Source organism: Saccharothrix sp. CB00851 (assembly GCF_001905065.1).
GTDB lineage: Bacteria > Actinomycetota > Actinomycetes > Mycobacteriales > Pseudonocardiaceae > Actinosynnema.
Genome location: NZ_LWLC01000004.1, coordinates 68,557 through 88,915, shown reverse-complemented (window position 1 = coordinate 88,915; position 20,359 = coordinate 68,557). Strand labels below are relative to the sequence as shown.

At 73.0% G+C, this 20,359-nt stretch carries 20 protein-coding genes; 7 read left to right on the top strand and 13 right to left on the bottom strand.

The annotated features are described in order from the left end of the window. Nucleotides 1-47: 47 nt before the first annotated feature. Nucleotides 48-1,220, bottom strand: coding sequence for a PrsW family intramembrane metalloprotease (locus A6A25_RS06720; RefSeq protein ID WP_073886904.1), 1,173 nt, complete (start codon nt 1,218-1,220; stop codon nt 48-50). Between the two features lie 30 nt (nt 1,221-1,250). Between A6A25_RS06720 and A6A25_RS06715 the strand changes: the two genes are divergently transcribed. From A6A25_RS06715 to A6A25_RS06695, 5 genes are all read left to right on the top strand, one after another. After that, nucleotides 1,251-2,267, top strand: coding sequence for an SAM-dependent methyltransferase (locus A6A25_RS06715; RefSeq protein ID WP_073886903.1), 1,017 nt, complete (start codon nt 1,251-1,253; stop codon nt 2,265-2,267). 158 nt (nt 2,268-2,425) lie between these two features. Beyond that, nucleotides 2,426-2,833, top strand: coding sequence for a YciI family protein (locus A6A25_RS06710; RefSeq protein WP_073886902.1), 408 nt, complete (start codon nt 2,426-2,428; stop codon nt 2,831-2,833). Nucleotides 2,834-2,841: 8 nt separating this feature from the next. Further along, entirely contained in the window at nt 2,842-3,987 is a 1,146-nt protein-coding gene (locus tag A6A25_RS06705) for an RNA polymerase sigma factor (protein WP_198932596.1), read from the top strand. A gap of 69 nt (nt 3,988-4,056) precedes the next feature. Then, entirely contained in the window at nt 4,057-4,509 is a 453-nt protein-coding gene (locus tag A6A25_RS06700) for a DUF1203 domain-containing protein (protein ID WP_073886899.1), read from the top strand. Between the two features lie 36 nt (nt 4,510-4,545). Then, a complete protein-coding gene (locus A6A25_RS06695; RefSeq protein WP_073886898.1) occupies nt 4,546-5,610 on the top strand; it encodes an NADH-quinone oxidoreductase subunit D in 1,065 nt (354 codons plus the stop codon). A 6-nt stretch (nt 5,611-5,616) separates the two neighbouring features. On the opposite strand, the gene A6A25_RS06690 is transcribed toward A6A25_RS06695, so the two are convergent. From A6A25_RS06690 to ftsH, 8 genes are read right to left on the bottom strand one after another with little or no spacing between them, the layout of a single operon-like run. Then, complete coding sequence (locus tag A6A25_RS06690) at nt 5,617-7,332, bottom strand: DUF6779 domain-containing protein (RefSeq protein ID WP_143192994.1); 1,716 nt, start codon at nt 7,330-7,332, stop codon at nt 5,617-5,619. Between the two features lie 50 nt (nt 7,333-7,382). Next, nucleotides 7,383-7,835 carry a DUF3180 domain-containing protein gene (locus A6A25_RS06685; RefSeq protein ID WP_073886896.1) on the bottom strand — a complete coding sequence of 151 codons (453 nt, stop codon included), beginning with the start codon at nt 7,833-7,835 and terminating at the stop codon, nt 7,383-7,385. A 17-nt stretch (nt 7,836-7,852) separates the two neighbouring features. Continuing rightward, nucleotides 7,853-8,509: a maleylpyruvate isomerase family mycothiol-dependent enzyme gene (locus A6A25_RS06680; RefSeq protein ID WP_073886895.1), complete on the bottom strand. Its 657-nt coding sequence runs from the start codon at nt 8,507-8,509 to the stop codon at nt 7,853-7,855. A gap of 53 nt (nt 8,510-8,562) precedes the next feature. Further along, a complete protein-coding gene (gene folK / locus A6A25_RS06675) occupies nt 8,563-9,045 on the bottom strand; it encodes a 2-amino-4-hydroxy-6-hydroxymethyldihydropteridine diphosphokinase (protein WP_073886894.1) in 483 nt (160 codons plus the stop codon). Continuing rightward, nucleotides 9,038-9,400, bottom strand: a complete 363-nt coding sequence (gene folB / locus A6A25_RS06670) for a dihydroneopterin aldolase (protein ID WP_073887042.1) — start codon at nt 9,398-9,400, stop codon at nt 9,038-9,040. The genes folK and folB overlap by 8 nt, the downstream gene beginning before the upstream one ends. Nucleotides 9,401-9,425: 25 nt before the next feature. Beyond that, the gene (gene folP, locus A6A25_RS06665; protein WP_073887040.1) at nt 9,426-10,214 is read right to left on the bottom strand and encodes a dihydropteroate synthase; all 789 of its coding nucleotides are present in this window, start codon (nt 10,212-10,214) and stop codon (nt 9,426-9,428) included. Between the two features lie 29 nt (nt 10,215-10,243). Continuing rightward, complete coding sequence (gene folE, locus A6A25_RS06660; protein WP_073887038.1) at nt 10,244-10,873, bottom strand: GTP cyclohydrolase I FolE; 630 nt, start codon at nt 10,871-10,873, stop codon at nt 10,244-10,246. A gap of 11 nt (nt 10,874-10,884) precedes the next feature. After that, complete coding sequence (ftsH, locus tag A6A25_RS06655) at nt 10,885-13,176, bottom strand: ATP-dependent zinc metalloprotease FtsH (protein ID WP_073886893.1); 2,292 nt, start codon at nt 13,174-13,176, stop codon at nt 10,885-10,887. Nucleotides 13,177-13,594: 418 nt separating this feature from the next. Here ftsH and A6A25_RS06650 point away from each other — a divergent pair, with 418 nt between their 5' ends. Further along, nucleotides 13,595-15,295, top strand: coding sequence for a substrate-binding and VWA domain-containing protein (locus A6A25_RS06650; RefSeq protein WP_073886892.1), 1,701 nt, complete (start codon nt 13,595-13,597; stop codon nt 15,293-15,295). Nucleotides 15,296-15,434: 139 nt separating this feature from the next. On the opposite strand, the gene hpt is transcribed toward A6A25_RS06650, so the two are convergent. The 4 genes from hpt to dacB form a co-directional block, all read right to left on the bottom strand. Beyond that, nucleotides 15,435-15,986, bottom strand: coding sequence for a hypoxanthine phosphoribosyltransferase (gene hpt, locus A6A25_RS06645; protein ID WP_073886891.1), 552 nt, complete (start codon nt 15,984-15,986; stop codon nt 15,435-15,437). A 17-nt stretch (nt 15,987-16,003) separates the two neighbouring features. Next, nucleotides 16,004-16,945 (bottom strand): tRNA lysidine(34) synthetase TilS, encoded by a 942-nt coding sequence (gene tilS / locus A6A25_RS06640; protein WP_073886890.1) that lies wholly within the window; start codon nt 16,943-16,945, stop codon nt 16,004-16,006. Then, entirely contained in the window at nt 16,942-17,955 is a 1,014-nt protein-coding gene (locus tag A6A25_RS06635) for a zinc-dependent metalloprotease (RefSeq protein ID WP_073886889.1), read from the bottom strand. Before A6A25_RS06635 ends, tilS begins: the two co-directional genes overlap by 4 nt. Before the next feature lie 157 nt (nt 17,956-18,112). Beyond that, nucleotides 18,113-19,444 carry a D-alanyl-D-alanine carboxypeptidase/D-alanyl-D-alanine endopeptidase gene (gene dacB / locus A6A25_RS06630; RefSeq protein WP_241828530.1) on the bottom strand — a complete coding sequence of 444 codons (1,332 nt, stop codon included), beginning with the start codon at nt 19,442-19,444 and terminating at the stop codon, nt 18,113-18,115. A gap of 399 nt (nt 19,445-19,843) precedes the next feature. Here dacB and A6A25_RS06625 point away from each other — a divergent pair, with 399 nt between their 5' ends. Continuing rightward, a complete protein-coding gene (locus A6A25_RS06625) occupies nt 19,844-20,347 on the top strand; it encodes an inorganic diphosphatase (protein WP_073886887.1) in 504 nt (167 codons plus the stop codon). The last annotated feature ends 12 nt before the right edge of the window (nt 20,348-20,359 follow it).

The window sequence follows — 20,359 nt, the reverse complement described above, 5'->3', positions numbered from 1 at the left end:
TACCGGACGACGGCCGCGAGCGTAATCCGGTGTGGTGCCCTGGGCCGTCAACTGCGACGAACGCCACCCGCGGCCTTCAGCGCACCCGGCGCGTCGACGGCCGCCTGACGTGCGGCGATGAGCGCGGTGAGCAGCTGGGCGTGACGTTCTTCCGCGTCGTGGCCCGCCGTGCCGCCCGCCATGCGGTGCCGCAGGAACGCCAGTTCCGTGGCGGCGGCCTGGTAGCCCGCGACCGCCTTGGCCGCCTCGTCGCCGACCTTGCGCTTGACCGTGCGCCGCCACCGGCTGCGGCCCTGCAGGCTGGCCAGCAGGGTGACCTCGCTGGAGGCGATCCACTTGTTGGCGGCCATGGCGGGCAGCTGGCCCGCGACGATCCGCTGCTCGCGGCGGCGCTGCCAGACGACCATGACCACCATGCCGGCGAAGATCGGCACCATGATCAGGAAGTACAGGTTGATGAACGTGGAGCCGGTGCCGACCGTGGTGGAGAAGTTCCACAGCGAGTGCAGGCCGGCCGCGCCGAGGTAGCCCAGGACCGGTGCGACGACCCTGAGCCGGCGGCTCGTGGTCACCGCGGCGATGCCGATCCCGATGCCGGTCATCGACGTGAACAGCGGGTGCGCGAACGGCGAGAGCACCCCGCGCAGGATGAACAGCGCGATCACGCCGCTGCTCAGGTCGCCGAAGCCGCTGTCGGAGAAGACCCGGGCGAAGTACCAGATGTTCTCGGTGAACGCGAAGCCGGCGGCCGTCACGCCCGCGTACACCACGCCGTCCACCACGCCGTCGAACTCGTGGCGGCGGCGCAGGAACAGCACCAGGATGAACGCCGCCTTCGCGGCCTCCTCGGTGATCGGCGCGCCGACCACGGCGGCGAACGTGCTGCCGTCACCGCCGTCGATGAGCTGGCCGAGCACGTGCGCGGTCTGGTTGAACACCAGCGAGGTGATCGTCGCGCCGCACGCGCCCCAGAAGAACGCCAGCAGGAGGATCTTGGCGGGCTCCGGCTCCCAGCGGTCGACCCACAGGTAGGCGCCGATCACCGCGAGCACGGGCAGCAGCGCGGCCACCGCGCCGACGAGGATCGGCAGCAGACCGGTCTGGGAGGTGCCGAGGCCCAGCAGGACCAGCCCGCAGGCGCCCAACGCGATCAGCCCCAGGACCGGGAGCAGGACGGTCCAGCGCTGCTGGTCGACTCGCGGGCGGGCGGGAGTGGTCACGGGGAGAAACCTTAAAGGGACACTTGACCGATGGTGGACTCGGAAGCCCTGTGGCGGGAGGCGTTGTACGGGCCGTCGGGGTTCTTCACGCGTGGCGAGGTGCCCGCGGACCACTTCCGCACTGCTCCGTTGGTGGGTCCTGAGCTGGCCGAAGCGCTGCTCGTGCTGCTCGATCGGGTGGATTTCGCCCTCGGTCGGCCGGAGCGGCTGGATTTCGTGGACGTCGGGGCGGGTGGCGGCGAACTGGCCGGTGCGGTGCGGTCCCTGGCGTCGGGCGGGCTCGCGGCGCGGCTGGTGGTGACGGCGGTGGACGTGGGGCCGGCGCGGTCGGTGCCGGGGGTGCGGTGGCGGTCGACGCTGCCGTCGTCGGTGTGCGGGTTGTTGGTGGCGCACGAGTGGCTGGACGCGGTGCCGTGTCCGTTGGTCACGGGGCCGTCGTCCCACCCTTGGTTGGATCGGTGGTGGCCGGTGCGGGAGGAGGGTGAACGGGCGGAGATCGGCGAGCCGCGGGATGCGGCGTGGGCGGAGGCCGTGTCGCGGGTGGTGCGCGGGGCGGCGTTGGCGGTGGACTACGGGCACGTGCGGGCCGACCGGGTGGTGGGGCGGTACGCGGAGGGCACGTTCGCCGCGTACCGGGGTGGGCGCCGGGTGGAGCCGGTGTTCGACGGCAGCTGCGACCTGACGGCGCACGTGGCGCTGGACGCGTGCGCCGAGGCGGCCGGCGGCGAGTGGGTGCTGGTCTCGCAGCGGGACGCCTTGGCCGCCCTGGGCCTGGACGGCACACCGCCCCCACCGCGCCTGACCACGGCAGGCCCGGCGGACGCGGGCGCGCGGGCGGACACCGGCGCAGGGGCGCGGGAGCGGGCCGGTGCGGGCAGCGGAGCGGGGGCGGGAGCTGGGTTGGCGTGGTTGGTGGCGGCCGAGCGGGCGTCCCGCATCGCCGAGTTGCGGGCTTCGGGCGGCCTGGGGTCGTTCGGGTGGCTGCTGCACGGAGTCGGCGTGCCCGTGTCGGCGCTGCTCCCGCCGCTTCCCCCGTGGCGGCCCTGAGCCCGCTCCCGCCACGACACCCCTACAGCGACCAAAGCGCCCGCCCACGAAAATCCGCGCGAAAAAGTTCGCCCGGCGATGTCGAGAACCGCCGACCGGCTGCGTCCCCGGTGCGAACGAGCCCAGAATGGGGCGCGACAGCACCGAGGAGAACCACGATGGCCAAGTACCTGCTGCTCAAGCACTACCGCGGCGCCCCGGAAGCGGTCAACGACGTGCCGATGGACCAGTGGACGCCCGAGGAGATCACGGCCCACGTGCAGTACATGCGCGACTTCGCGGACCGGCTGGTCGAGACCGGCGAGTTCGTGGACGAGCGCGCGCTCGCACCCCAGGGGACGTTCGTCCGGTACGACGGCGAGGGCCGCCCGCCGGTCACCGACGGCCCGTTCGCCGAGACGAAGGACCTCATCGCCGGCTGGATGATCATCGACGTCGACAGCTACGAGCGCGCCGTCGAGCTGGCCGGTGAGCTGTCGGCGGCACCCGGCGCGGGCGGGAAGCCGATCCACGAGTGGCTGGAGCTGCGCCCGTTGCTGACCGCGCAGCTCACCGTCACCGAGTGACCTCCCCGCTGGACGAGGCCCTGCTCCGCAGCCTCACGCCGAACGTGCTCGGGATCCTCGTCCGCCGCGGAGCGGACTTCGCGGCGGCCGAGGACGCCGTGCAGGACGCGCTGGTCGAGGCGGTCCGCGTCTGGCCGGCCGACCCGCCGCGCGACCCCAAGGGCTGGCTGACCACGGTGGCGTGGCGCCGGTTCCTCGACGCGACCCGGTCCGACGCCGCCCGCCGCCGGCGCGAGGACCTGCTGGACGAGGAGCCGCCGCCCGGACCCGCGCAATCGGCCGACGACACGCTCCAGCTCTACTTCCTGTGCGCCCACCCGTCACTGACGCCGTCGTCCGCGGTCGCGCTCACGCTGCGCGCCGTGGGCGGCCTCACCACCCGCCAGATCGCCCAGGCCTACCTGGTGCCCGAGGCGACCATGGCGCAGCGCATCAGCCGGGCCAAGCGCACCGTCTCCGGGGTGAGGCTGGACCAGCCCGGCGACGTCGCCACCGTGCTGCGCGTGCTCTACCTGGTCTTCAACGAGGGCTACTCCGGCGACGTCGACCTCGCCGCCGAGGCCATCCGGCTCACCCGGCAGCTCGCGGCCGCGATCGACCACCCGGAGGTGGCCGGGCTGCTCGCCCTCATGCTGCTCCACCACGCCCGACGCGCCGGCCGCACCAAACCCGATGGCAGCCTGGTCCCGCTCGCCGAGCAGGACCGCGGCCGGTGGGACACCGCGGCGATCGCCGAGGGCGTCGAGATCCTGCAGGCGGCCCTGGCCCGCGACCGGCTGGGCGAGTTCCAGGCCCAGGCGGCGATCGCCGCGCTGCACGCCGACGCGCCCACCGCCGAGGAGACCGACTGGGTGCAGATCGTCGAGTGGTACGACGAGCTCATCCGCCTGACCGACAACCCGGTCGTCCGGCTCAACCGCGCGGTGGCCGTCGGGGAGGCGGACGGACCGCGGGCCGGGCTCGCCGCGCTCGCCGGGCTGGACGACTCGCTGCCCCGCCACACCGCGGTGGCGGCCCACCTCCACGAACGCGACGGCGACCTGGCCACCGCGGCACGCCTGTACGTCGAAGCGGCCGACCAGGCACCCAACCTCGCCGAACGCGCCCACCTGACCCGCCAGGCCGCCCGGCTCAACGCCATCCTGCGGCGCTGAGCACCCGTCGCGACCCCGACGACCGAAGACCGCCGGCGGCACCACCCGTCCCGGACCAAGGTCGAGCGCATGAGAATCCACGCGCTGCCCGACGACGTGCTCGCCCGTGCCCGCGAGCTCGCCGGCACGGACGAGCACCACGAACTGCACGACGAGTCACCCGGCGCACCGCTGCGCTGCTGCCTGCGCAAAGCCGGGCCAGGCGAGCCGGTGATCCTGTTCCGCCACACGCCCACCGCGGGCACCGGACCGTACGAGGAGCTGGGACCGGTGTTCGCGCACGCCGAGCCGTGCGACGGGCCGGCGACCACCGCGGAGTTCCCGGAAGCGTTCCGCCACGCCCCGCGGATCCTGCGCGCCTACACCGCCGACGGCCGCATCCACGGCGGCGAGATCGCCACGCCGGACACCCTCACCGACCGGGTCGACGCCCTGCTCGACGACCCGGACGTCGCCGAGGTCCAGGTCCGCAGCGTCTCCCACGGCTGCTTCCTGTTCGCGATCACCCGCGACCGGGCCTGACCCGGCACGACGGCGCGGCCGTGCGACGATGGCCGGGTGGAGATCACCGTTGGCGTGGGCGCCGGTGCCCGCCACCTGGGCGTGGACCGGGTGGTCGACCTCGGTCCCCTGCACCCGTCGGCGCACGGCGCGTACCGGCTCCGGCTGACCGTCCGCGACGACGAGGTCATCACCGCCGCCGCACCCCTGGTCGGGCACCTGCACCGGGGCGCGGAGAAGCTGTTCGAGGTCCGCGACTACCGGCAGGTCCTCACCCTGGCCAACCGGCACGACTGGCTGGCCGCCTTCTGCAACGAGCTGGCCGTCGCGCTGGCCGTGGAACGCATGACCGGCATGGACGTCCCGCCCCGCGCCCAGGTGCTGCGCGTCCTGCTGTGCGAGCTGAACCGGATCATGGCGCACCTGGTGTTCCTGGCGCCGCTCACCGGCGCCCGCAACCGCGATGCCGTGCAGGCCGTGCTGGAAGAGGCGTCCGGCGGCCGGATCCACTTCATGTTCAACCGGATCGGCGGCCTGCGCGAGGACGTCCCCGCGGGCTGGACCGACCGGGTGCGCGAAGTGTTGTCCACTGTGGACCCCGGTGGAGCGCCGGAGGGGTTGGCGGGCCTCGGGGTCCTCGGCCGTGACGCCGCGCTCGCGTTCGGCGTCACCGGACCGATCGGCCGGGCGTCCGGTGTGGACTTCGACCTGCGCCGCGACGACCCGCTGCCCGGCTACCGGAACCTGGACGTGCGGCCCGTCGTGCGCGCGGAAGGCGACGCGCTGGCCCGCGTCCGCTGCCTGGTGGACGAGGTCCACCAGTCCGTCGCGCTCGCCCACCGATGCCTGGACGACCTGCCGACCGGCCCGGTGAACCTGCGGCTGCCCAAGGCGATCAAGGCGCCCGAGGGCTCGGTCTACACGTGGGTGGAGGCGCCGCTGGGCACGTCCGGCGTGCACCTCGCGTCACGCGGCGAGAAGACGCCGTGGCGGCTGAAGCTGCGCACACCGTCGTTCAACAACGTCCAGGCCCTGTCCGCGTTGCTGCCCGGCACGAAGGTGGCCGACCTGCCCGCGGTGCTCGGGTCGTTCGCCGTGGTCGTCGGCGACATCGACAAGTAGGCAGCACTAATCCTCGCGGCGACGGCGGCGGCGCGGTGAGTCGCCGCCCCCGAACGCGGCGAGCAGCTCGCTGACCGACTTGCCGTCCGCGTGGGCACCGGCAGGCTCCGGCTCGGGCGCGCTGCGCCTGCCGGACGGCTTCGGGGTGTCCTCCCACGAGTCCCAGTGCTCTTCGGCCCGACGACGGCCAACCGTCTCGGCCGCCCGACGACGACCCTCCGGGGTCACGGCCGCCGACGCGGAATCCGCCGAACGACCGCCGACCGCCTCCGGCTCGTCCACGGGGCGGTGCCCGCCGGTCAGCTCGGCGGCACGGCGCGACCGGCGCGCCTCGTCCTCGGCCGCGACCCGACGCGCGGGTTCCGCCACCGGCACGTGCTCACCGGTCAGCTCGGTCCGCGTCACCGGACGACGTGCCTCGACCGGATCAGGTCGACCCACCGGCCGGTGTTCACCGGTCAGGTCGGCACGGGCCGCGGGCCGACGCGCCTCCACCGGGCGGTGCTCACCGGTCAACTCCGCCCGCGTCACCGGACGACGTGCCTCGACCGGATCGGGACGACCCACGGGCCGGTGCTCGCCCGTCAGCTCGGCCCGCGCACCGGTCCGCCGCCCGGGGTCGCCCGCCGGACCCACCGGGCGGTGCTCACCGGTCAGCTCGGCCCGGGCGGTCGACGGTCGGCGGACGTCCGCGGGCACGGAGCGCTGCTCGCCGGTCGACTCGGACCGCGGCACGGCCCGCTGCTCGCCCGTCCGCCGCACCGCGCCGCCCGCACCCTCGGGCCGCCGCGCGGGACCTTCCGCCACCGCGTCCCGGCTGATCATCTCGGTCCGCTCGGCCACCCGGCTGCGCCGCTGCACGGTGTGCTCGGTCTTCGACGGCTCGGCCGGCCGCGCCGGTGCCGCCGGCGGCGACAACCGCGCCGCCAGGTCCCGGTTCACCCGTTCCGTCGGCTCGGGCTTCGCGGGCTCCCGCCGCACCACCGGCGGCGTCGGGCGGGGCTGCGCCGTCGCACGGGCGGGCTCCCGGCGCACCGGCTGGGCCTGTTCGCGCCGCGCGGGCTCGGGGCGCGTCGGTTCGGGACGCCGAACCTGGTCCTTGCGCGAGGTGTCGACGTTGACCCGCTCGATCAGCTCGGTCCGATCGGCCTGCGGCTTGTCCGCGGCCTTCGGCGCCACCGGCACGGCGGGCCCGGCGTTGATGATCCGCTTGTCGCCCACCGCCATCAGCCGCGACTGGTCGGACAGGGCGCGCATCCGGGTCGACTCGGCGCGCAGCGCCACCCGCTCGACCAGCACCTCGCCGCCGAGCAGGGCCTCCAGGTTCTCCCGCAGGGCGCGCAGCTCGCCGCGCAGCGCCTCCAGGTCGTCCCTGGCCTCCTCCCGCACCCGCTTGCGGGTCTCGGCCTCGACCTCCAGCTCGTACTCGCGACGTGCGGCGATCTCGCGTTCCAGCTCGAGTTCGTAGACCGACTGCAGGTCGGCCACCTCGTCCTCGCGCTCGGCGATCTGCTTGCGGTAGCGGGCCGCGAGGAACGCGCCGACGAGCGCGGCCCACAGCGCCGCTACCACCGCCAGCCGCAGCCAGCGGGCGTTGTCGCTCAGCACCAGCACCGCCGCGGCACCCAGTGCGAGCGCCAATGCCGCTACCAGCAGTAGTCGCCCGAAGCCACGACCGTGATGTTGCTGCTCGTCATCTTCCGACGCGCCTCGCCCGGTCATGGCGTCTACCGTACCGGTCAGTTACCCGATCGAGACCTCCGCGTCGGTATCTATTGATCGAGATGCGGGTCGTCGGGTGTCTTGCAGCACCGTTCCAGCCACAACGCGGCACCGATGAGCACGGCCGCGCAGGCGATCCCGACGAACCCGCTGACCGTGTCGTTGTCGGCCGCCTCGAACTCGCCACGAGCCGGCAGCACGTACACGAGCACGCCCGCCCACGCGCCCGCCATGATCGCGCCGAGCAGCGACGACGCCTTGGCGAACGCCACCGCCCGGGCCGCGGTCAGCGGCTCGACGGGCCGCGCGCCGGGCTTGCGCAGGATGCGGGCACGCAGCGAGGACGCCAGGTACAGGTTGACCGCCGCGATCACCAGCAGGGTGAAACCGGCGAACGCGGGCAGCGGCGGCAGCGTGTCGTAGGCGAGCCTGATCAGCAGGTGCGCGAGCAGTCCCGCGACGAGTCCGGCGGCGAGCAGGTCACGTGGCTTGGTGAACCTCACGCCACCATCGTCCCCGACTACTCGGCCAGCGCGGTCTCGCGCCTGCCGAACAGCGACAGCACGGGCAGCCACGGTCCGGGGTCGGTGTCCCAGTCCAGCCCGCGCACCTGGTCTTCGTTGCGCCGCCCGCCCAGCACGCGCAGCAGCTCGAACGACGACGTCCGCAGCGTGCCCGCCGGGTCGCCTTCGCCGAGGACCCGGTCGCCGTGCTCCAGCGTGATCCGCAACGCGGGCAGGTGCCCCGCCCGCAGCCGCTTGTCCAGCTCCTGCAACGGCCGCGTCAGCGCCGCCCGCACCGCCACGTTGTCCCGCTCGCCCGGCCGGCCGAGCGCGGTGCGGATGTCGTGCTCGTGCGAGACGATCTCGGCGATGAGCACCGCGCCCAGCGGCGAGTCGAACAGCCCTTCGGCGACCTGGAAGTTCCGCTCCCACTCGACCAGCAGGTCGCCCAGGCTCCGGCCGCGCCGGTCGCTCACGTGCCGCTCGCCCCACGAGCCGTCCTCGACGCCGTCGAACCGCTGCTCGGTGCAGTCGCCGAGCCCGCCCGCCAGGTGCGCGACCACGTCCCGGACCGTCCACCCGGGGCAGGCTTCGACCGGCGCGTCGGGGTCGCCGCCGGTGGCCAGGCTGATGATCCGCCGCCGTGCGGCGTCGTAAGTGACCGCGTTGCTCATCGCGCCACCTCCGCGGCCACGCTAACCCCGCGCCACGACCACCGCAGGGTTCGTCACGTCAGCCGGAGATCATCCCGTCGGGTGACCCCGCTGACGTCCAGCCCGGCGAGCAGGTCGCGCACCGGACCGTGGCCGGGCACGACCGCGTCCGGCTCCACGTCCAGCCACGGCACCAGCACGGACGCGCGGTCGTGCGCGCCGGGGTGCGGCAGCAGCAGTTCCGGGTCGGTCGACCGCACACCGTCCACCGTGACGACGTCCACGTCCAGCGTGCGCGGCCCCCAGCGCCGTTCCCGGACCCGCCCCGCCGCCCGCTCCAACGCCTGCCCGCGCCGCAGCCAGCCCCACTCGTCCACGTCACCGGAGACGACGAGCACCGCGTTGAGGAAGTCGTCCTGGTCGGTCACGCCCCACGGCGCCGTCTCGTACACCGGTGACGCGGCCACCAGCACGTCGGCGAACCCGGTCACCGCGAGCCGCAGGTAGCCCAGCCGGTCACCCAGGTTCGAGCCCAGCGACAGCACCGCCCTAGTCACGGGTGCGCCGGATCGTCACCGCGACGTCCTCGAACGCCAGCGGGATCGGGGCCGACGGCTTGTGCACCGTCACCTCGGTCGCCCGCACCCGCAGGTCGGTCATCACCTCGTCGGCGACCTTGCCCGCCACCGTCTCGATCAGGTCGTACGGCCCACCGGCCACGATCGCCGCGGCGCGCTCGGCCAGCTCGCCGTAGTGCAGCGTGTCCCGCAGGTCGTCCGTGGCCGCCGCGCGCGACAGGTCCAGCCACGCGGTGATGTCGACCAGGAAGTCCTGGCCGTCGCGCTTCTCGTGCTCGAACACGCCGTGGAACCCGCGCACCCGCAGGCCCTTCAACGAGATCCGGTCAGTCACCGCCACCTCCGCCGGGACGCTCACGTCAGTGGGCACCGCCACGCCTCCACGCCCGCGCCACCGCGACCGCGTCCAACGACCGGTCGACGTCGTGCACCCGCACGCCCCACGCGCCGACGAACGCCGCCAGCGCCGACACCGCCGCGGTCGCGTCCTCCCGGCCGTCCGGGGGCCGGTCGCCGAGCAGGGTGCCGAGGAACCGCTTGCGCGACGCGCCGACCAGCACCGGGAACCCCAGCTCCAGCAACGAGCCGAGCCCGTGCAGCAGCTGCCAGTTGTGGGTGGCGTTCTTCGCGAACCCCAGGCCCGGGTCGAGGATGATGTCGTCCGACGCCACCCCGGCGGCCATGGCGGCGTCCACCTGGCGGCACAGCTCGTCGCGCACGTCGCGCACCACGTCGTCGTAGACGGCCAGCTCGTCCATCCGCCTGCTGTGCCCGCGCCAGTGCATCAGCACGTACGGCACGCCCGCCGACGCCACCAGCGGCGCCATCCCCGGATCGGCCAGGCCGCCGGACACGTCGTTGACGATCGACGCGCCCGCGTCCAGCGCCGCCCGCGCCACCTCGGCCCGCGTGGTGTCCACGCTGACCGGCACGCCTTCGGCGACCAGCGCCCGGATCACCGGCGCGACCCGCGCGGCCTCCACGTCCGGCGACACCCGGTCCGCGCCGGGCCGCGTCGACTCGCCGCCGACGTCCACCAGGTCCGCGCCGCGCCGGAACATCGCCACGCCGTGCGCCACCGCGTCGTCGAGGTCGAGGTACCGGCCGCCGTCGGAGAACGAGTCCGGTGTGACGTTGAGCACGCCCATCACCACGCAGTGCCCCGGCCTGGGCACGCTCACCGCAAACGTCCCTTGATCAGCTCGATCGCCTCCGACCGCGACGACGCCGAGTCGCGCAGCAGCCCGCGCACCGCCGACGTCGTGGTGCGCGAACCGGGCTTGCGCACGCCGCGCATGGCCATGCACAGGTGCTCGGCCTCGACCACCACGATCACGCCGCGCGGTTCGAGCCGCCGCATCAGCGCGTCCGCGACCTGCGACGTCAGCCGCTCCTGCACCTGGGGCCGCTTGGCGTACAGGTCGACCAGCCGGGCCAGCTTCGACAGCCCGGTCACCCGGCCGTGCTCGTTCGGGATGTAGCCGACGTGCGCGACGCCGTGGAACGGCAGCAGGTGGTGCTCGCAGAACGAGAACATCGGGATGTCGGTGACCAGCACCAACTCCTCGTGGCTCTCGTCGAACGTGCGGGCCAGCACGCTGTCCGGGTCGGTGTGCAGCCCGGCGAACAGCTCCCGGTACGCCCGCGCCACCCGGGCGGGCGTGTCGCGCAGCCCTTCGCGCTCCGGGTCCTCACCGCACGCGAGCAGCAGCTCACGCACCGCCGCCTCGGCCCGCCTCTGGTCGAAGGGTCGGCGCGCGAGACCGGCCCCCCCGTTCACGGAGAGGCCGGTCTGGTCGAGCGCGATGTCGTGCTCGGTCACGTGCGGTTGTCCGGGTCCGTGTCGAAGGACCGCTTCCCCGCTTCCGCGTCCGTCGGCTCCGGCTGCCACTGGGGTGGCTGCGGGGCGCCGCCGGGCACCGTCGCGGGCGTCCACCCGGGCGGGGCGCCGTAGTTCGGCGGACCGGACGACGGGTGCTGCGGCTGCGGCTGGTAGGGCTGCGGCTGCTGCTGCGGGTAGGCCTGCGGGTACGGCTGGGCCTGGGGGTACGGCTGGGCCTGGGGGTACGGCTGCGCCGGCGACTGCTGGGGCTGCGCACCGTTGCCGCTGTGCGGCGTCGGCACCCCGTCCTGGACCGGCGCGTCGGAGTCCAGCGTGTCCTCGATCGCGGGCGGCCACGGCTCGCCGCGCTCCTTGGCCAGTTCCGCCGGGGTCTTGACCGGCGGCTTGTCCGACGGGGTGCGGTTGCCGAACTCGTTGAACTTGGTGATCCGCGGGCGCTTCTCGACCGCGGCGAAGATCCGCTCCAGGTCCTTCTGGTGCAGGGTCTCCTTCTCGATCAGCTCCAGCGTCAGCGCGTCGAGCACGTCGCGGTAGGTGTTGAGCACCTCGTACGCCTCGGTGTGCGCGGCCTCGATCAGCTCGCGGACTTCCTCGTCGATCTCGTGCGCGACTTCCAGCGAGTAGTCGGCCTGGCGGCCCATGTTGCGGCCGAGGAACGGCTCGCCCTGCTCCTGGCCGTACTTGACCGCGCCGAGCCGGGCGGACATGCCGTACTCGGTGACCATCGCGCGGGCGATCTTGGTCGCCTGCTCGATGTCGTTGGACGCGCCCGTGGTCGGCTCGTGGAAGACGAGTTCCTCGGCGGAGCGGCCACCCAGCGCGAACACCAGCCGGGCGATCATCTCCGACCTGGTCATCAGGTCCTTGTCCTCCTCGGGCACGGACAGGGTGTGACCACCCGTCCGGCCGCGGGCCAGGATCGTGACCTTGTAGACCGGGTCGATGTCCGGCATCGCCCACGCGGCCAGGGCGTGCCCGGCCTCGTGGTAGGCGGTGATCTTCTTCTCCTTCTCGGAGATGATCCGGCTCTTGCGGGCCGGACCGCCGATCACCCGGTCGACGGATTCCTCCAGCGCGGCGCCGGTGATGACCGTGCCGTTCTGGCGCGCGGTGAGCAGCGCGGCCTCGTTGACCACGTTGGCCAGGTCGGCGCCGGAGAAGCCCACGGTGCGCTTGGCCAGGCCGTCGAGGTCGGTTTCGGGGGCCAACGGCTTGCCCTTGGCGTGCACGCGCAGGATCTGCTTGCGGCCCTTCAGGTCCGGTGCGGACACCGGGATCTGCCGGTCGAAGCGGCCGGGGCGCAGCAGCGCCGGGTCCAGGATGTCGGGCCGGTTGGTCGCCGCGATCAGGATGATCCCGCCGCGCGAGTCGAAGCCGTCCATCTCGACCAGCAGCTGGTTGAGCGTCTGCTCGCGCTCGTCGTGACCGCCGCCCATGCCGGCGCCGCGGTGGCGGCCGACCGCGTCGATCTCGTCCACGAAGATGATGCACGGCGCGTTCTGCTTGGCCTGCTCGAACAGGTCGCGCACGCGCGAGGCGCCGACACCGACGAACATCTCCACGAAGTCCGAGCCGGAGATCGAGTAGAACGGCACGCCCGCCTCGCCCGCCACGGCGCGCGCGAGCAGCGTCTTGCCGGTGCCGGGAGGGCCGTACAGCAGCACGCCCTTGGGGATCTTCGCGCCCAGGGCCTGGTAGCGGCCCGGGTTCTGCAGGAAGTCCTTGATCTCGTAGAGCTCTTCGACGGCCTCTTCGGCACCCGCGACGTCGGCGAACGTCGTCTTGGGCATGTCCTTGGACAGCTGCTTGGCCTTGGACTTGCCGAAGTTCAGGACGCGGTTGCCGCCGCCCTGCGCGTTGTTCATCATCCACATCAGCAGGAGCAGCAGCAGGCCCAGCGGGACCAGGTACAGCAGCATCTGCATCAGGAACGAGTCCTGCGTGACCTTGGTCTCCACGACCGGCTTGTTGTTCGCCTGGTCGAGGATGGTGAAGACCTCGTCCGTGGAGCTCGCCGGGAACTGGGCGCGCACGCGGTTGCTGCCCTCGACGGTCACCCCGTCGTTGAGGGTGAGCTTGAGGAGCTGCTCCTTGTCCTCGATCGTGGCTTCCTTGACCTGGCCGTCCCGGATCTGTTGCAGTGCCTGGGACGTCTTGATCGGGGTGTAGCCCCGGTTGTCGTCGAAGAGCACGTTGAAGGCGTAAAAGAGCAGCAACACCGCCAAGATCCACAGCAGCGGGTTGCGAAGCAGGCGCTTGCGGTCCATGCACTTACGGCCGGCGGGCGGCCTCGACCCTCCCTGACTTGTCGACGGGCGCAGACGGGCACACCCGTCCGACCAGACTACCGCCCATGGCTCGGGCGGAGCGCTCCGCGTGCGGGCCCTGTCGCGTCTTGCCGGACCAACGGGCGGGGACGGCTCCGGGTTCCCGTGGTGACCGCGAACACGCGTCGCAGGTCAAGGAGGTTCAGCCGGTCGGATGATTCGATCATGAACCGGCGGGGAACCACCCGCGTATCCATTACGAGGGGTTATCCGTTACTAGCAGGTAGCGACAAGATGAGCACCACTCGAGTGATGTAGAACACGAGAGTTTGTCAGGTCGATGCGCCGTGTCATTCTCGGCAACCACCGAGTGTCCTCGCCCACCCGAAAGGGTGAACACCGACCGAAGGTACGAAGCATGTCAGCTCGCAACCCGGACGGCCCTGGTCGCTTCCGCCGCGTCCTCCTGCCCGTCGGCGCCCTGATCGGCGTCATCGCCGCGGCGGGCGTGACCGTGGTGGCACTGCGAGCCACCAGCGGCCCCGAGTGCCGGGGCACCCTGCCGCTCAAGATCGCGGTGACCCCGGCGATCGAGGAGGTCGTTCGCGGCGCGGCCGACGACTACCAGGCCACCCAGCCGATGGCGGACGAGAAGTGCGTGCAGGTGCAGGTCGAGGCCCGTGGCGCGGCCGACGTGGCCAACGAGCTGCCGACCGCCCAGATCAACCCGCCCGCGCTCTGGGTGCCGGACTCGTCCATGTGGGCCGCCGAGACCCAGCGGCAGGCCGGTGAGGAAGGCGCCGAGGCGCCCCGGCTGGACATCCTCGACCCGCTCGCGAGCTCACCGCTGGTGATCGCGGGCTCGGAGCAGTCCCTGAGCGCGCTCGGCTGGCCGATCACGCCCGTGACCTGGGCGAAGGTCGTGGACCCGAAGGTGCCCGTGACGTTGAGCGACCCGACCATGTCCACCGAGGGCCTGGCCACGCTCGCGGTCATCCGGGCGCAGCTCGGCAACCCCGACGGCACGCCCAAGCCGGAGCTGATCGGCGCGCTGCTGCGGGTCGGCCGCAACGCGCTGCCGTCCGTGCGCGACGCGTTCGGCAAGGTCGTGCAGGGCGAGGAGAACGCGCCCGTGTTCACCGCCTCGGAGCAGTCCGTGCTGTCCGCCAACCGGGTGGCGGGGTCGCGCCGGGTCGTCGCCTCCTACCCCAAGGAGGGCACGGTCTCGTTCGACTACCCGCTGGTGCGGGTCAACCGGGCGGGCGAGCAGACGGGCATCGCCCAGGCCGCGGCGGACTTCGAGAAGGCGTTGCGCACCGGCCGGACCGCCCAGCGGTTCGCCGAGGCGGGCTTCCGCACGCCGGACGGCAAGGCGCCCGGCGGCTGGACGAACGAGAAGGACGGCGTGCGCGGCGACGACGTGGCCGTGCTGAAGACGCCGGACCCGGACCAGGTCTCCGAGCTGCTGCGCACGTGGGGCGCGGTCAGCCTGGACACCCGGCTGCTCGCGGTGCTGGACGTGTCCGGCTCGATGGCCGAGAGGATGAGCAACGGCCAGACCCGGGTCGAGGCGGCCCGCGAGGCGGCGCTGACCGCGTTGGGCATGCTGCCCGACACCTCGGAGATCGGCCTCTGGGCGTTCTCGACCAACAAGAAGCCGCCGAACGACTGGATCGAGCTGGTGCCGGTCGGCCCGCTGGGCGAGCCGATCGCGGGCGCGCCGCGACGGGTGCAGCTGCAGAAGGGCGCCGGCAACCTGCCCGCGCTGGTCGGCGGCGGTACGGCGTTGCACGAGACCGCGCTGGCCGCGTTCCGGCACGTGCAGCAGACCTACGACCCGTCGAAGATCAACTCGGTCACGCTGATCACCGACGGCAGCAACGACGACATCTCCAGCATCGACCTGCCCGCCCTGGTGGCCACGTTGAAGCAGGAGGCCGACCCGGCGCGGCCGGTGCCGATGATCATGGTGGGGCTGGGCGCCGACGCGGACATGAACGCGCTGCGGCAGATCGCCGAGGCCACCGGCGGCAAGGCCTACCAGGCGATGGAGCCCGAGGACATCCGCGGCGTCCTGCTGGACGGCATCTCCCAACGCCGCTGCCGGCCGAATTGCTGAACCGGACCCGACCACCCCGCGAGGCCGCGTCGGCCTGTCGCGCCGTCCCCGCCGATCACGCTTTTCGATCGGTGGGGAAGACGGCGCGATGGGCCGACTTCCGGGCGGCCGAGCCCGCCGTCTGCGGAGCAGCGGCCATTTACACCGAGTAGACCTTGGGGTCGAGCGTGCCGATGTAGGGCAGGTCGCGGTAGCGCTCGGCGTAGTCCAGGCCGTAGCCGACCACGAACTCGTTCGGGATCTCGAAGCCGACGTACTTCACCGGCACCTCGACCTTCACCGCGTCCGGCTTGCGCAGCAGCGTGCACACCTCCAGCGACCGCGGCTTGCGCGAGGCCAGGTTCTTGAGCAGCCACGACAGCGTGAGGCCCGAGTCGATGATGTCCTCGACGATGATCACGTCGCGGTCCGCGATGTCCCGGTCGAGGTCCTTGAGGATGCGCACCACGCCGCTGGACGACGTGGACGAGCCGTAGGAGCTCACCGCCATGAACTCCAACTGGACCGGCACCGGCAACGCCCTGGCCAGGTCGGTCATGAACATCACCGCGCCCTTGAGCACGGTGATCAGCACCAGGTCGTTCCCGCCGTCGGCCGGGTAGTCAGCCGCGACCTTGTTGGCCAGCTCGGTGACCTTGTCGCTGATCTCCTGCTCGCTGATGAGCACGGAACTGATGTCGCCGTCGTACACGGACGGTTCCCCTTTTGTCATGACTGCACTGGTTCCACTCGCAGCCTGCCATGCGCACGCCGCGCCACAAAGCCGCCTGGCAGCCACACGCCACCCTGCCCGCGCCACTCGCTCACCAGCGCGTCCACCCGGCGCAGGTGCGAGTCGGACAACTCGGGCACCTCCTCCTCCAGCAGCCACCGCCGCAGCACCCGCCGGCGCAGGGCGGTCGGCAGCCGTTCGACCTCGGCCACGGAGCAGCGGTCGCCGCCGAACGCCTCGGCCAGCTCGTCCAGCGCGTCGCAGTCCTCGCGCAGGTGGGCGGCCGTGCGGGCGAGCGCGTCGGCCACCCCGCCCTGGAGCACCTCTTCGAGCAGCGGCAATACCTCACGGCGCAGGCGGACCCTGGTGTAGCGGGGGTCTTCGTTGTGCGGGTCGTCCCACGGCGTCAGGCCGAGTTCGGCACAGGCGGCCCTGGTCGTCGCCCGGGAGACGCGCAGCAGCGGACGGCCCCACGGCGGGTCGTGCGGGCGCATGCCGGCGATGCTGCGCGGCCCGGAGCCGCGGCCCAGGCCCAGCAGGACCGTCTCGGCCTGGTCGTCGCGGGTGTGGCCGAGCAGGACCAGGCCGCGTTCGGGTCTCAGCGCCGCGTACCTGGCCTTGCGGGCGGCGGCCTCAGGTCCACCCGATCCGGTGACCTCCACCCGGCGTACGTCGGCGGCCAGGCCCAGTTCGCGGCACGTGTCCGCGGCACGTTCGGCGACCTGCGCCGACCCCGGTTGCAGGCCGTGGTCCACGACGACCGCCCCCACCTCGACCAGCCCCGCCTCGACCAGCCCGGTCTCGGCGAGCCCGGCCGTGACGGCGGCCAGGGCGAGCGAGTCGGCGCCGCCGCTGACGGCCACCGCGACCCGCTCGGGCCGGTGTTCGTGGAGGAAGCGCTTGACGGCGGTGCGCACCTCGGCGAGCGGACCGTTCACGGTTGGACGCGGCGCAGCCAGCCCGCCGGGTCGGCGATCTCCGCCCGGGTCGGCAGGGTGTCGGGGCCGGTCCAGACGGTGTTGAAGCGGTCCATGCCGACCGCGTCGACCACGTGCCGGGTGAACGCGGCGCCTTCGGCGTACTGGCGGACCTTCGCCTCGACGCCCAGCAGGGTGCGCAGCACGCGGTCCAGCAGGCCACCGCCCTGGCGGCGGGCGGTGAAGCGTTCGCGGATCGTGCGGACCGAGGGCACGACATCCGGGCCGACGGCGTCCATCACGTGGTCCGCGTGGCCCTCCAGCAGGGTCGACAAGGCGATGAGCCGGTCGAGCACCTCGCGCTGGCCGGGGCTCTGCAGCAGCTCGACCAGGCCGCCCGACTCGCGCAGCCGCTTCGGCAGGTCGCGCAGGCGCGGTGCGGAACCCTCCTCCATGCTGCCGAGCAGCGTGGCGACCAGGCCCGCGAAGTGGTCGGCGAGCCACGGCACGGCGGTGAACTGCAGCCGGTGGGTGCCCTCGTGCAGGCAGACCCACATGCTGAAGTCCTCGCCGGAGACGTCGAGGGCGCGTTGGGCGCCGACGATGTTCGGCGCGACCAGCAGCAGCCGGCCGCCGTCGGAGAACGGGTCGTACTGGCCGAGCACCCGGCCGCTGAGGAACGCGATGACGACGCCCGCCTGCACGCCCGCCGTGCCCGCGAGGACGCCGCTGAACGCGCCGGACTGCTTGGGCAGCGCGCCGTCGGTGAGGGCGGACAGGCCCTGCACGGCGGCACGCACCCACGCGGGCCGGTCGACCACCTCACCCTGCCGCAGCGGCAGGCCGTGGCCGAGGCCGGTGAGCTCGCGGACGTGCACCTCGGCGTCCACGGCGAGCTCGCGCAGCCGGTGCACGGCGACGTCGGCCTCGGCTCTGGGCACGATCGGGCCGGGGCGGACGAGCCTGGTCGCCGTGGTGACGGCCAGGGCCCAATCGACCGGGGCACTGCGGTCCTGCGTCGCCGGGTTCACCCTCCTGACGCTACCTGCGCGACCCGCCCGAACGTAGAACTCGGGGTACCCGAACGTACGACTCACGCGACCTGAACGTACGACTCACGCGCGTGTCGTACGTTCGGAACGCGCGTGTCCTACGTTCAGGTACCCCGAGTTGAACGCTCAGGACGGCTCAGCAGCCGCAAGAGCGCAGGGCTGCCGCCAACTCGTCCAAGGCACCGCGCACCCTCGCGGTCTCCCCGGCGTTGAACGACATGAACGCGAACACCAGCAGCCGCCCGTCGGTGTCCAGGACGACTCCGGCCAGCGTGTTCACCGCGGTCAACGTGCCCGTCTTGGCCCGCACCCAGCCACGACCGCCCGCGCCCCACTGCTCGTAGCGCCCCGCCAGCGTGCCGCTGCCACCCGCCACCGGCAGGGCCGTCAGCAACGGCCGCAGCTTGGCCGTCCTCGGGTCGGACGCGTCCGGCTTGGCCGCCGCCGTGAGCACGTCCGCGAGCAGCTTCGCGGGCACCTTGTCGTTCGGCGACAGCCCGCTGCCGTCCACGATCGTGGCCGTCGACAGGTCGAACCCGTGCTCGGTCAGCACGTCCCGCACCGCCTGCGCCGCCCCCGCGAACGACGGCTCCAGCCCACGGGCCTTGGCCACCTCCCGCGCCATCGTCTCGGCCAGCACGTTGTCCGAGATCTGCATCAGGTTCTCGACCAGCCGGTCCACCGGCGCGGACTTCACCTCGCCGAGCACCTGCGCGCCCGGTGGCGCCACCCCCGCCGCCACCGCCGTCACGCCCAACCGCCGCGCCAACGCCTGGGCCGCCACCGCCGCCGGGGTCGACGTGCGCCTGACCTCGTCCTTCGTCGGGTCCTCACGCCCGCCGTCCAGCATCACCGGCTCGATCGGCGCGACGTACCCGCCCGGCACGTCGTCGGGGTGCCACCCGGGCGCCGTGCCCGGCCCGGCGTACCGGGACACGTCGTACTGCACCTGCGTGACCTGGCCGCCCGCCGCGCGCACCTGCGCGGCCAGGTCGTCGATCGTGGCCGCGCCGGGGTACACCGTGGTCTGCCCAGCGGGCAGGGACGACAACGTCGGGTCACCACCCCCGACCAGCACCACCGACCCCGGCTGCGCGCCCCGCACGACCTTGGTCGAGAACTGGGACGTGTGGTCGAGGGTGAGCAGCGCCGCCGCCGCGGTCAGGATCTTGATCGTGGACGCGGGCGTCTGCGGCGTCGTCTCGCCCTGGTTCCACAGCGCCGTGCCGGTGGCCGGGTCCACCACCACGCCCGTCAACGGCGCCAGCAGCCCGTTCGCCGCCGGACCGGCCAGCACGGACCGCACGCCCGCGGCCGTGGGCGGGGTGCCGTCCGCGCCGACGCCCTTCACCGACAACGACACCGGCGCGGGCGGGAGCGGCGCGGCCGTCGTCGGCGCGGGCGTGGTGTCGAACCAGCCCTGCTGCGTGCCGACCACCGCCGTGCCCGCCAGCGCGACGACCAACACCGCCGCCGCACCCAACACGAACGGGCGCTTCCGCCGCCCGGCCGGCGCCGGTGGATCTTCACGTTCCGTGATCGGTTCAGGGACCGGTTCAGGTTCCGACTTGATCTCGGTCGGCGGCGCCGCGGTGGCTGGCGCGACGGGCTTCGGCGGCACCCTCACGGGCGTGGCCCGCACCGGCGCGGGGATTCGCATTGTGGGCGGCTCAGGCCGCCTGACCTGCACCGTCGGCGGCTCGCGGTCGACCTCGTCGCCGTCGACGGTCGGCCACGATGGATCGTCGGGCACGCAGTCCTCCGCGGTCGAGTACGGGCAACGTCACACCCTCGGCAAGGGGTTGACGAGACGTCGTAGTCCACACTAGTGGCGTAACGAACGGCGAAGACGAGCGAGGACCGCGCAGTGGAGTTCGACGTCACCATCGAGATCCCCAAGGGGGTCCGCAACAAGTACGAGATGGACCACAAGACGGGGCGCATCCGGCTGGACCGGACCCTGTTCACGGCCACTCAGTACCCGGCGGACTACGGGTTCGTCGACGACACGCTCGGCGAGGACGGCGACCCGCTCGACGCCCTCGTGCTCGTCCAGGAGCCGACGTTCCCCGGCTGCCTGATCCGGGCGCGCGCGATCGGCATGTTCCGCATGACCGACGAGAAGGGCGGCGACGACAAGCTGCTCTGCGTCCCGGCGGAGGACCCGCGCTCGGAGCACCTGCGCGACATCCACCACCTCAACGAGTTCTACCGGCTGGAGATCCAGCACTTCTTCGAGGTCTACAAGGACCTGGAGCCGGGCAAGAGCGTCGAGGGCGCGACGTGGGTCGGCCGCACCGAGGCCGAGGCGGAGATCATCCGCTCGTACCAGCGGCTGAAGGACGCCGTGGCGCGCGGCGAGGACCACTGAGCTGATCCGCGA